This window comes from Aliiglaciecola sp. (assembly GCF_039982535.1).
Taxonomy (GTDB): domain Bacteria; phylum Pseudomonadota; class Gammaproteobacteria; order Enterobacterales; family Alteromonadaceae; genus Aliiglaciecola.
This window is the reverse complement of sequence record NZ_JBDWYG010000017.1, coordinates 245,338-257,540: the sequence shown is the minus strand read 5'-3', so window position 1 is coordinate 257,540 and position 12,203 is coordinate 245,338. Positions and strand designations below refer to the sequence as shown.

General features: G+C 42.0%; 10 protein-coding genes. 3 read left to right on the top strand and 7 right to left on the bottom strand.

Annotated features, from left to right (window positions below; translation table 11 throughout):
• A partial coding sequence (locus tag ABJV04_RS04020) for an Ig-like domain-containing protein (RefSeq protein WP_348490017.1) occupies positions 1-1,302 on the top strand: 1,302 nt, incomplete at its 5' end.
• Positions 1,303-1,395: 93 nt separating this feature from the next.
• Here ABJV04_RS04020 and ABJV04_RS04015 read toward each other — a convergent pair.
• Positions 1,396-2,244 carry a transporter substrate-binding domain-containing protein gene (locus ABJV04_RS04015; RefSeq protein ID WP_348490016.1) on the bottom strand — a complete coding sequence of 283 codons (849 nt, stop codon included), beginning with the start codon at positions 2,242-2,244 and terminating at the stop codon, positions 1,396-1,398.
• Between the two features lie 195 nt (positions 2,245-2,439).
• Between ABJV04_RS04015 and ABJV04_RS04010 the strand changes: the two genes are divergently transcribed.
• Together ABJV04_RS04010 and hemN are read left to right on the top strand one after the other, a co-directional pair.
• A complete protein-coding gene (locus ABJV04_RS04010; protein ID WP_348490015.1) occupies positions 2,440-3,855 on the top strand; it encodes a TonB-dependent receptor in 1,416 nt (471 codons plus the stop codon).
• 174 nt (positions 3,856-4,029) lie between these two features.
• Entirely contained in the window at positions 4,030-5,397 is a 1,368-nt protein-coding gene (gene hemN / locus ABJV04_RS04005) for an oxygen-independent coproporphyrinogen III oxidase (protein ID WP_348490014.1), read from the top strand.
• A 22-nt stretch (positions 5,398-5,419) separates the two neighbouring features.
• Here hemN and ABJV04_RS04000 read toward each other — a convergent pair whose 3' ends face one another.
• From ABJV04_RS04000 to ABJV04_RS03975, 6 genes are read right to left on the bottom strand one after another with little or no spacing between them, the layout of a single operon-like run.
• On the bottom strand, positions 5,420-6,757 hold the full coding sequence (locus ABJV04_RS04000) for a DUF58 domain-containing protein (RefSeq protein ID WP_348490013.1): 1,338 nt from the start codon (positions 6,755-6,757) through the stop codon (positions 5,420-5,422).
• Positions 6,754-7,800, bottom strand: coding sequence for a MoxR family ATPase (locus ABJV04_RS03995; protein WP_348490012.1), 1,047 nt, complete (start codon positions 7,798-7,800; stop codon positions 6,754-6,756). Before ABJV04_RS03995 ends, ABJV04_RS04000 begins: the two co-directional genes overlap by 4 nt.
• Positions 7,797-8,972 (bottom strand): DUF4350 domain-containing protein, encoded by a 1,176-nt coding sequence (locus tag ABJV04_RS03990; RefSeq protein WP_348490011.1) that lies wholly within the window; start codon positions 8,970-8,972, stop codon positions 7,797-7,799. Before ABJV04_RS03990 ends, ABJV04_RS03995 begins: the two co-directional genes overlap by 4 nt.
• Positions 8,969-10,531: a hypothetical protein gene (locus ABJV04_RS03985; protein ID WP_348490010.1), complete on the bottom strand. Its 1,563-nt coding sequence runs from the start codon at positions 10,529-10,531 to the stop codon at positions 8,969-8,971. Before ABJV04_RS03985 ends, ABJV04_RS03990 begins: the two co-directional genes overlap by 4 nt.
• Positions 10,528-11,514 (bottom strand): stage II sporulation protein M, encoded by a 987-nt coding sequence (locus tag ABJV04_RS03980; protein WP_348490009.1) that lies wholly within the window; start codon positions 11,512-11,514, stop codon positions 10,528-10,530. Before ABJV04_RS03980 ends, ABJV04_RS03985 begins: the two co-directional genes overlap by 4 nt.
• Positions 11,511-12,191: an RDD family protein gene (locus ABJV04_RS03975; RefSeq protein WP_348490008.1), complete on the bottom strand. Its 681-nt coding sequence runs from the start codon at positions 12,189-12,191 to the stop codon at positions 11,511-11,513. Before ABJV04_RS03975 ends, ABJV04_RS03980 begins: the two co-directional genes overlap by 4 nt.
• Between the last annotated feature and the right edge of the window lie 12 nt (positions 12,192-12,203).

Below are 12,203 nucleotides of genomic sequence, written 5' to 3'. Positions count from 1 at the left end.
TTGGACGATGCAGGTAACTTGGCCACCGCTTCCACCTCAGGTTTAATTGACTTAACGCTTCCAGAGCTGGCGATCAATCCGCTTTCTGCCCTCAACAGTGCTAACCCAATCATCAGCGGAACTTGTGATGAAGTTGGCGCGACCATATCAATTAGCTTAACCGACGGTGATGGGGATATTCAGTCCTTTACCACGACGGTATTGGCGAACAATACCTATAGTATTGCGGTTCCCGATGCCATCTCCGAAGGCTTGCTAAACGTTGAAGTCTCAGTGTTAGACGATGCGGGTAATTTGGCGACGGCTTCCACCTCAGGTTTAATTGACTTAACGCTTCCAGAGCTGGCCATCAACCCTTTGTCGGCACTCAACAGTGCAAATCCGGTGATCAGCGGAACTTGTGATGAAGTTGGTGCCACCGTATCAATTAGCTTAACCGATGGTGATGGGGATATTCAGTCCTTTACCACCACCGTGTTAGCCAACAATACCTATAGTATCGCGGTACCCGATGCCATCTCCGAAGGCTTGCTAAACGTTGAAGTGTCAGTATTGGACGATGCGGGTAATTTGGCCACCGCTTCTACCTCAGGTTTAATTGACTTGAGTATTCCTACATTAGATATTGCAGCGTTGGGTTTAATCAATGACGCTACACCAACAATTTTTGGTACATCTGATGAAATTGGCGGGACGGTTACAATTACCACCACAGATTTCGCCGGTGATGAACAAACTACCTCTGCGATAGTTGACGAAAATGGAGACTTTGAAACTGACTTACTGTTTGATGTTTCAGAAGGTCTACTTAATATAGATTTGTCAATTTTTGACGCTGCTAATAATGAGGCAACTGCATCAACTACTGCAACGATAGATACAATAGCCCCTAATCTAGAGATCTCCTCCTTCCCAACAATTTTGAGTCCAATATTAACAGGAACTACAGATACGGATATGAGTGGCAGAACGCTGAATATAGATTTAGCGGTCAAAGTGCTCGGTGTTGATGTGATACTCGAGCTATCTACGACAGTTTTAGCTAACGGCACTTGGTCAACAGGTCCAATAGCAAATCTTTCAGTAGGACCAGTATCTGCTGACGTATATATTGAGGATGAAGCTGGCAACTTAGCCACCGTTTCGGGAAGCTCAACAGTTACACTATCGAGTTCCGAGAGTTCAAGTACCAGTCCTTTCAATATGTCAAACGAAACAGAGGCCCCTGTTAGTAATAGCTCACCAATAGAGCAGGACATAATAAAATCGATTACAGAGTCTGCCTTCATATTGGACGTATAACGGTTACAAGAACACTAGTGAAAAAGTAGCACTTTGCCCATATCTATTAGCGTTAGGTATGGGCGAAGTTAACACGAGTTAATATTATGAAGGTTATCTACTGTATTTATGCAACGTTTGTTTGTAGCTATCCTTTTGCACATAGTCATCTAATGCAGAATTAAATTTCTGAACATCTGCCTCAGGTACACTAGATTGGCTGAACATGACGTAAATATCTCCAGTAGTGACTGTAAAGCCATGTTCAACAATGTAGTTATCTAACCCTTTTCTGCGCAACATCGATGCTCCCACAAAACTATCTTCTATAAATCCGTCAATATCCATATCGAGTAATCGTGCAATATTTAATTCCCCCATAATACTACTTACAAAGTTCTTAGATGACGCTTTGCTATCTTGCAAAATGGTGATCTGTGGCCCGTAATAGTAGTCACCTACAACGCCAATTTTGCTGCCATTGGCAATAAACTCATCTATATCATTGTAGGCGGCACGCTTTTTATCATCATTGCGTATATATAAAGAAAACTGTTCGGTACGGTAAGGTTCACTAAAATACGCAAACTCTTCCCTTGCAGGGGTTTTAGACGCGCCAATAAGTATGTCGACGTTACCCAAGCGCAAATCTTCCAATAAGGATACCCAAGTGCCTTGCACGTAAGATACCGAGCATCCCATTTCATTCAGCACTCCAGTGACAATATGAATATCGACGCCACTTACCTCGCCATCAACGTTGATATACTGGTAGGGTTCCCAGACATCAAAGCCTAAACTATATGAACAAGATGGATATTCAACTTCATTCTCAGCGGATTGTTCAGAATCTTTCAAGGGTGGTTCTTCAGATGTTTGACTTGACAACTTTGCCTGTTGTGGACTGCATGCAATTAAGGCAAAAGACAAACTCATTACTAATAGCATTTTAAGCGTTTTCATAATGGTGTCCTCCATAAATAATCCACCTTAAGTTTAAGCGAGATTTCCAATTTTGCTATTTTCGATGTCCTTATACTCACACTAAAACTAAAGTACTGATGTAAGTTTCAGTTATTTAATACAAATTTTCTCTGTAACTCTTTTTGCGGATATTCTACTATTCTTCTGAGAAGCACATCAGTTGGGGTAAAATCAATGGATAAACAAGTCAGTTCTAGATCAACTAGTCAAAAAGCACTACGAATTAACCTCGACGAAAAAAAATATGGGACTATTGTTGAAATAGGCGCTGGGCAAGAGGTTGCCAGACAATTTTTTATTGCTGGTGCAGCAGCCGGGACAATAGCAAAAACTATGTCAGCCTATGACATGGTTTTTTCAGATGCTATCTACGGCGTGCAACAAGATGGGCGTTATGTGAGTCAAGCCCGTGTTCAAGCGATGATGGAACAAGAGTTCGACTTAGTTGTCGATCGAGTAGGTAATATTCGCTCTAAAAGTTCACGTTATTTTGCTTATGCAGCTACGGTGGCAGCGAAAAGTTTTGGCCGCAAAAACGAATGTCATGCTTGGCTAGGGGTTCGTATTCAAATGTACCCTGGTGCAGAACCTTCTGATATTAAAGTCCATGTACGAATGCTTGATGACAATGCTGAAGCCCAGCAACAAGCATTAGGCGTGATTGGCGTGAATTTAATATACGCTGCTTATTTCTATTTTGAAGATCCAAAAATGATTATCGACTCACTCACCGATAACATGAAACCCAATCGAGTTGAAATTGACTTTATCGACTTCAAAGGCCCCTACTTCCTTGATGTGGATAATCGAATTAAAAATTTGCACCTGATCCGCAGCTGGAAAACCCGCGCAGTCATGTTCAAACCCGATGGCAGTGTGGCGATCCCCGCAGAACTACTGTACAAAAAGAATATTCTCACCATTCGAGGTTCATTCAGGCCAGTCACCAAGCTCAATGTCGATATGATTGAACAAGGCCAAACATCTTTTTACGAACTAAAAGGTGTGGATAAATCGAATACAGCGGTCATTGCAGAAATATCCTTAAATGATATGAAAGGGAACGACGCGCAAATGCCTGAAAAAGACATAGTCGCGCGAGTACAACTGCTTAACTCTTTAGGTTATAACGTGATGGTGTCAGACTATACTCGTTATTTCTCGTTACGGGCTTATTTCCGTCAATACACCAAGATGCAAATAGGCATTGTGGTGGGTATGGTAAATATCAAACAGATTTTTGATGAAGCCAGCTATAAAGGTGTTGAAGGCGGAATTATGGAAGGCTTCGGAAAACTGTTTCCGGACAATACCCGCATGTATATCTATCCAGAGATAGATGAAAATGGCGAACTCAATGACTTCACCTTGGTAAAAGTTCCAGAACACTTACGTTTCCTTTATCGACATCTACTGGAAAATGGTTTCCTTGCCGGAATTGAATGCAGTGATAGCGAATTATTTTCAATCTATTCCCGAGATTTATTGAGGCAACTACCGTTAGGTCGCGGGGAGTGGGAAAGTGCAGTTCCCGAAAGTGTTGCTGAGGAAATTATAGCGAATAAGTTTTTTGGTTACCGTGAACGTTAAAGTTTTAATCATTTGATAGGCATAAAAATGGCAGTTAATCTGCCATTTTTTACGTCTACTCCCTCACAAATTTAACCACAATTTTCAAGTTGGCAAAATATTGCGCAAGATCAATAAAGCTCAAATGTAAAAAAACTAAACTGCAATAACTAAATGATTATTGCGAATTACACCATGAACTCAAAACGATTCTTCGACCCCAATTTACTTGAAAAATACAACACAAATGGGCCACGTTATACCTCCTACCCTACGGCATTGTCCTTTAGTGAATCTTTTTACAATGATGATTTAATCAAAGCGGTAAAGACTTCACCGAATACGGATCTGTCACTTTATATTCATATCCCCTTTTGTCACAGTCTATGTTACTACTGTGGATGCAACAAAGTTGTCACCCGCCACCCAGAAAAGGCGGAGGATTATATGTTTCATTTACTGGCTGAAATTACTCAGCGTCAGGAGTTGTTTAAGAAGTACGTAGTTCGTCAAATTCATTTAGGAGGAGGTACCCCAAGTTTCTTAAGCAAACAACAGCTTTCAAACTTAATAGCGGTATTGAAAAGTCACTTCAAACTTAGCGAAGACGTAGAGATTGGTATAGAAATAGACCCTAGAAACTTAACCTTAGATTACATTGACCACCTTGCTAATATTGGTTTTAACCGACTCAGTATCGGTGTTCAAGATATTGATCCCCAGGTGCAAAAAGCTATAAATAGGGTGCAATCTACAGAATTGATCGAACAAATTGTTGAACGAGCAAATAAAATTGGCTTTAACTCAGTTAATTTAGATCTGATTTATGGGCTTCCCCATCAAACCCCAGAACGATTTGAACGCACTGTTGATAAAGTAATTCAAATGGGTGTGCAAAGAATATCTCTGTTTAGTTATGCCCATTTACCGGAACGCTTTCCTGCCCAACGAAAACTACGTGATGAGTGGCTGCCTAATGTAAATCAAAAACTGGAACTGATGAAGTTAGCAATTGAACGTTTTCTAGATGCAGGTTACAACATGATTGGTATGGATCATTTTGCTAAACCAAATGACGAACTAGCCAAGGCACAAAAGCAACAAAAACTGCACCGTAATTTTCAAGGCTACACCACCCACGCAGATTGCGATCTACTTGGTTTTGGAGTATCCGCAATCAGCAATATCGGTGATTGTTTCAGTCAAAACTACAAACAATTAGGCGAGTATTATCAAGGATTAAATGAAACCCATAGTGCGGTTCACAAAGGCGTCAAATTAAACCTTGATGACCAAATTAGAGGCTTCGTTATTAGCCAATTAATGTGTAACTTCACCCTAGATAAATCCCAAGTGGAAAACCTGTATGACATCCAGTTTGACCATTATTTCAAGCACAGTTTGCGTGCTTTACAGCCGTTTGAGGAAGATAATCTAGTTGAAAACTCAGCTACGCAAATTGTCGTTAAAGACAAAGCTAGGCTACTGATCCGTAATATTTGTATGAGCTTTGATGCCTATATTAAGAATCAGCAAATAGGTCGCTATTCTCGGGTGATATAAAGCAATATAGTCAAGGTAAGTCTTACAGTAAACCGGCCTTCTTAATACTCAAATACGTGTTTAGCACATTGGGTGTTAGGTGGGAAGCGGGTGCATTGATACAAATCACGCCTTCTCGTTTTAGCCGTTGTACATTACGATCTATGGACTTTTTAATTTTATGGGCTGACGCATATACAATGGCGTCCTCGAAAGTTTCTACAGTGTGATCATCTATCTGTTTATAGATGGGTTCTTCGATACTGATCACCGCAACTAAATGTTTGCCTTTGAGTAATTCTACCGCTTTAAGTAAATCGTCAAAATCTTCATCTCGCAGACAACTAACTAAGAGTATCAATGCCCGCTTAGGTTGTTTGACTAACAACTCCTGTGCTGCGCTTAGGTAATCACTGGCAATCTTTTGAGGATATAGGTCATAAAAATGCTGCATAACTTTACTGACATTTTGCGCACCACGCACATGACTTAACCAACGAGATTCGCTACCAAAACTTTGTAAACTTAGATTGTCGCCATTTTTTAATGCGGTGTAAGACAACATGATCAGTGAATTAAGGGCATGGTCAAAATAACTCAGATCATCATCCTGCACGTGCATACGTCGGCCAGAGTCGAGCATGATAATTACATGCTGATTTTTTTCTTCCTGATATTCTCGTGAAATCAGTTTGTTAAATCGGCTAGTGGCGCGCCAGTCTATTTGCTTGATACTTTCGCCTTCACGGTAATCTCGCAATTGCAGAAAATCCATGCCACTGCCGCGCTTGTTAAACTTCTTTAACCCCGCCTGTGTCAGGTTCACGCTTCCATGTAAACCAGCCAAATCTGAAATGGCGGTAAAATTAGGAAAGACTTTATGTTCGCTAACATGTTCTATCCAGTACACAAAATCCCAAAAGCCCAACCTAGATTCGACTTTAATTTCAGTGGCGCTAATTTGCGAAGGTCCCCTTCTGCTGGGTGTAACCTGATATTCAAACTCAGCGATTTGACCAGGCTCTAATTGGCAACGGTGAAAATTATTAGAACAATGCCAATGTTCAGGGACAATTTCACTGCATTGCAAATTCAAATTCCGATACCCGCGGTTGGCAATGGCAATGCTTACCGTTTGCGGCACGTGCACCGATAAATTGTTAGGCACTTCTCTTTTCACCGCCACTTGGGGAGCATGACGGCTGATGATTAAGTCGTATCCCACTAGTGCAATTGCAACTAATGCCAACGCCATCGGTAAGCCAGAAAACTGCCCTAAACCATTAAAATAAATGACAATTGGCAATACCAAACCGATAACGCACAGTGTAGCGACCCATTTAAGTAATCGCTTTGAAGGGGCTAGCCTGATCAGTTTCATTGCCTTGGAGATGCCGCCTGTTGAATAATTTCCGAGAGCACTTGTTCTGCCGAAGAACCAGATATTTCTCGCTCTGCAGATAAGATTATGCGGTGTCGTAAAACCGGTAACAGCATGGCTTTTATATGATCCGGCGTGACAAACCCTTGGCCTTCACAAAGGGCTTTCACCTTAGCAGCCTGTACTAATGCAATACTCGCTCGAATTCCTGCTCCGTGGACAATTCCGTCCCATTCTCGGGTTGCCCGCACTAACCCAACAGCATAATCCACCACTTTGTCATCAATCAGCACCCGACTAACCAGTTCTTTAAGCTCTAGTACATCCTGCTTGCTCAATACACTTTGAATTGCCGCGTTAACAATACCGGTTTGGTTTTCGGTATTGAGTTTGGTTAAGGTGATCTCGTCGTGATGTTCAGGATAACTAACCAACACCTTCAACATAAAACGATCCAACTCTGCCTCAGGCAAAGGGTAAGTCCCTTCATTGTCGATGGGGTTTTGAGTAGCCAATACCATAAAAGGCGTTTCAAGTGGCATACTCTGACCATCAATGGTTATTTGATATTCTTGCATAACTTCTAACAGGGCAGCCTGAGTTTTGGCCGGTGCTCGGTTAATTTCATCAGCCAATAATAAATGCGTAAATGCAGGCCCTTTACGCAATGTAAATTTCCCTGTAGCCATGTCTAACATGGAATGACCCGTGACATCGGCGGGCATCAAATCCGGTGTAAATTGCACCCGCTTATAGTCAAGGTCAATACTCTTTGCCAATGCTCTTATTAATAAGGTTTTCCCGAGTCCTGGTACACCTTCAAGTAATACATGTCCACCCGCCAAAAACGCAATAATCACTTGCTCTACTACGTCATTTTGACCAATCAATAAGCGCTGAACATTGCTTTTTAAGCCATTGATTTGTGCATAGGCTTGATTCAGTGTTTGCTGATCAATTAGCGATTCATTTTGCCCTTCATCTATGGCTGGTTGTGGGGAGATCTCTGGTGATTGATTGGGATCTAATTCAGCGTCATTCATAACATTTTCCTGAGAGTCTGTAGACTCGCTATTCTTTGGGTAAATTGTGTTTCATTCATTTGTGTTTGACTAAACATCAACGAATTAATCGTATCTGTTGGCCAACCGCTTAACTGGGACAATTGTTCAAGTAATTGTTGTCTTTCGGCACTCTTGGTTGCCGGTCGTTTTTTGTGTAAGGCCACAATAACGGAGTGACGAATTTCTTCGATTAACGCCTGTTGACGTTTATGTCGCCAATAAAATTCGCCCGCAGCTTTGATGTGCAATGAAAACGGCGTGCTAGTATCTTCCGATGTGCGAAAAATAGGTCCAAAACGCATGGACCAATGCCACATACTTAAAGCAAGCAGAACCGCTGCAAACCAAATAAAGTAGGGAGCAAAATCGTACAACAGGCTGAACCAATGGGGTAATTCACGACTAGAAAAAATGTAGACCTTAGATGAATTACCGCCTAATTGCGCCAATAACTCTACATTGTCTTCAACACCGATTTGATAATTATTCCAAATATAGACATCAGTAAGCATGGTTATGAGGCCATCGCCCATTTCCATCTGAGCAAAAGTAGGACCGTTTATATCCCCTGCGGTATAAAAGATATTGGGATCCTCAGGTAACACCAAGCGATATCTAGTTTCGAGATTGACCATTAAAGGTTGCTCGTCAGGATTGATTATCTCCGTTGCCACAAACTGATATTCTGTTTCTTCTGACAACCAATAAACACTGAGGTTTAATTGTTGAATCAGTGAATTAGCGCGAAAAACATCGGCGTCCTGACTGGCGTTAAGGGCGATAACTAAATGGCCGCCAGAATTTACCCAGTCGAGTAATTGCTCAGCGATACTACTAGATAGGGCGATTTCCCCCTCTGATAAAACAATAGTGTCGTCAGTATTGGGAAAAATCGCAGCGTCAGTGTTGGCGTACAACAAACGATAATCTTCAAGTAATTGTACATCTGTTCCTTGTTGTTCGAGAAACAACTTGGCCGCTAAAAAGGGTTGTTTACGGGCTTCTTCATTAAAGCCGATATCCGTTACTTTTTCGTAAGTTTCAAAGCCCTTATATATATACACACCGGCAATCAAAATGATCAGTGCCGATAAAATCCTGACTGTCCAGGTTTGTTTAGCTTCTACAGGCTGCAAGTTCGCACTGCTCATGGGCTCACCTCAGTTTCAGCAAACAAGGTTTTCCACTTATCACATAACCATTGCATGGTGGTTTTTTCAGGCCATTCATGTGCCCAAGCTAAATGAACCCAAGTGTCCACCAGCCGCTGCATAAACTCACTACGCTCACCAACAACAGAGGCTTTAATTACTTCAAGACACTCCCGTTCGGTCATAGACTTGGTCAAAGGTAAGGCCTGCTTTTTACTGATTTCCAATAAACTGGTTATCAACATTAACGACATCAATTTCCGATAAGCCTGAGCATCAAACAAAAGATCCATTTCTGAGGCAACATCATCAGGCAAGGTATCCCCTTGATAGACTTGACTAAAAAGAGGCATTTCTAATTCCTCTACGGGGGCTTGTTTGGGGGATTGTTTAAAAAATCCTTTAATATTGTCTTTGCTCAGATAGACCAACAATAGCAGCACAACGCCAAACGCTAACCACATTAAAACTTCGGCAAAATTTGCAAAAAACAATAAACCAGCAGTTAACCATGCGGGTAAATCAGTAGATGAGTTCTGACTTTCCTTTTCTGTCTCATCGTCGTCATCCCAGCCTACCCATCGATAACCCGTTTCGGTTTTTTGACCATTAAACGGCGGCGCATCCAATATTGCTTGTACCTTTGCTTCACTTTCAAATTCAATATTCTGTTGGTTGGCCGGATCTGTGTCCTCGCGTTGTAATTCTTGTTCGCTCTCGAACTGGGGCACTGAAACTTCCTGAGGATCACCTTCTGCCCAAGTTTCTGATACCGTTGAAAAACATAACATCAAGGCCAAAATACAACTGGCTGCGGTTCCCATTGCAGGTTTGGCAACTTTGTTCACGGCGCGCTTAAAACCAATTTCAATATCCCAACCTTCTAAAATCACTCTGCGATTTAAATAAGCGGCAAAGCTACCGGCGATATAAATAGGCCCTATGAGCAAATAAGCCAAGTAAGAAAATAGGTTAAAGGTCAACTCTATCCCCCAAGCATCACTTGAGATGGCCTGCCAATAATCAAACTCAACGCCAGCCGGAACAACGTAACTAATCAGTGCCACTAAACCGAAAATAATGATCAATTCCCAGCCCAAACAGATAAATGTCCACCAAGCGGTATTATCATCAGTAGTACGATGTAAGATGTTTAAGCGTTTACTTCGCGCCACACCATCTAAGCCTTCTAATTGTTGAATGGCTAAATCAAAGCCACGAGTGGGCGATAACCTTCGCCAGGTAATACTGGCAAACCACTGTTTTTTTAGGAGTTGCGGCCAAGCTTTAATGGCCTCTTTGGCTGTCACCCTTTGGCCAAACACTTGACGACTTAATATATGTAACAAGCCTCTTTCATATAGCGGCTTTAACCACCAAAAAGCCACGACTCCCCAAACAATATCTATGGCGCAAGCTAAGACGAAAATGGGTAAGGTAACCACCAGCCAGAAACTGACCAGTGACGAATACCAACGCAGCGCCATGCGACAACCTAAGTCGAAGGATCGCCAACTGTTGCGAGGGCGAATTTCCAAGGTCATATTATCGATATTCACGATGCTTTCCCGCTCTTTCGAGGGGTTCGCGGGAAGGTATAGAGTAACACCCACACCCAACATACCGCGCCCACTGTGTATTTCACTGCATTGGGAACTAAGGTACTACTTGACCAAAAGGCTTCAATAAATGCCGCCACTACTAACATTAAAAACGCCCCAAAAATAATCGGAAACGTCACTTTCCCCGCGTGTTTTAAGGCTGCGGTACGAGACAACTGTCCAGGTCGGATAATATGCATACCAATAACCCCACCAGCCGCTGCCGACAACACTATGGCGGTTAATTCAAAAGAACCATGGGTGATCACAAAGGAAAAAAACGTACTGGAGAACCCTACATTTACAATGTGCGCGCTCACTGCGCCAAAAAATATGGCGTTGAACATTAGGTAATAAAGGGTGCCAAAGCCCAATAAAAATCCCCCCACAAAACACTGAAAGGCAATGGAGATATTATTTTTTATATAAAACCCAAACATTAAAAAGTCGCTATCCGAGTCTCTTTCGTTGCGGTAATTTCCGGTACTTTCATCTATTCTCGATGCGGGGTCGTACATCTGTTCTAACTCGGTTACCTGAGAGTTTGGCATCACATTCCGCACAAATTCCGGTTCGATGATAGTGGCTGAAAACGTAATTAAGGCCAAACCGTAAAATAAGATATGGGCCCAAATAACGTAGGGACGAATAAGCCGTAGCTGGGCGGGAAAATCATACTTCACAAATTGCCAAAACGGTGCCCAAACGCGATTACTGGGTTTGTATAAACATTGCTGACCTTGCAGCAGCAAATCATTTAAGCGGGAAATTAAAGCCGGACTGTAAAGACGACTTTTGGCCACCGCTAAATCATGGGTGAGTTGTCTAAATGCATGGGGAAGATCAATATCGTATTCATGCAGCTTATTGGGATCTTTTACCGCTTCTGCAAACTCTTCCCACTGCTTTTGACGCAATTGTATAAAATCATGTTGCTTCATGCTTTACCCACCAAATTAGCTGCGATGGATTTAAGTTGACTAACGGCTTCAGGGCCTTGCACATTAAGAATCGGAGATAAAATATTGGCCAATTCTTGCTGTCGCTGAGCACTTAGGGTTTTACTGCGTTCGGCAAATGCAATTATCGATTTTTGCATGTCAGCATCGAGTGTTAGTTCGATATTTTTTTGTTTTTCAAAACTAAAATAGCTGAGCCTTTGGGGGGCTTCGTGATAAACCACCATAGTCCCACCAATATAATCCCCTACCCGTTTGTTGCGCTTAGAGAGAAGCAAGCAAGCTCCCCCCAACAAATAAAATGACGGTAGAAAATCTATCGCTCTAAATAGATTACGGATCAGCGAACCAGCAAAATTGATCGGCAAACCATTGTCATACACCACCGTTAATCCAAAGGATTTTTTGCCGGGTGTTTGGCCTTTAATCACTTCAAATATTACTGGGTAAAACCACTCAACTAAAAACATCACGATAAGCATTATCCCCACGCCTAAGTTACCGGCAAAGGTTAATGGGATTATGGCGGCTAGTACAATAACAACACGGATAAGAAAATCATAAATGAAGGCTAAGGTGCGCACACCAAGACCTGCTGGCGTGAGCTGTATATCGATACCTTCTGGGGTTTCTAAATTAATTTGATTATCTATTTTCACCACATCGACTCT

Excerpts from the sequence above, each read along its gene's own strand:
- ABJV04_RS04015 (WP_348490016.1), bottom strand. The coding sequence starts at position 2,244 with ATGAAAACGCTTAAAATGCTATTAGTAATGAGTTTGTCTTTTGCCTTA.
- ABJV04_RS04010 (WP_348490015.1), top strand. The coding sequence starts at position 2,440 with ATGGATAAACAAGTCAGTTCTAGATCAACTAGTCAAAAAGCACTACGA.
- hemN (WP_348490014.1), top strand. The coding sequence starts at position 4,030 with ATGAACTCAAAACGATTCTTCGACCCCAATTTACTTGAAAAATACAAC.
- ABJV04_RS04000 (WP_348490013.1), bottom strand. The coding sequence starts at position 6,757 with ATGAAACTGATCAGGCTAGCCCCTTCAAAGCGATTACTTAAATGGGTC.
- ABJV04_RS03995 (WP_348490012.1), bottom strand. The coding sequence starts at position 7,800 with ATGAATGACGCTGAATTAGATCCCAATCAATCACCAGAGATCTCCCCA.
- ABJV04_RS03990 (WP_348490011.1), bottom strand. The coding sequence starts at position 8,972 with ATGAGCAGTGCGAACTTGCAGCCTGTAGAAGCTAAACAAACCTGGACA.
- ABJV04_RS03980 (WP_348490009.1), bottom strand. The coding sequence starts at position 11,514 with ATGAAGCAACATGATTTTATACAATTGCGTCAAAAGCAGTGGGAAGAG.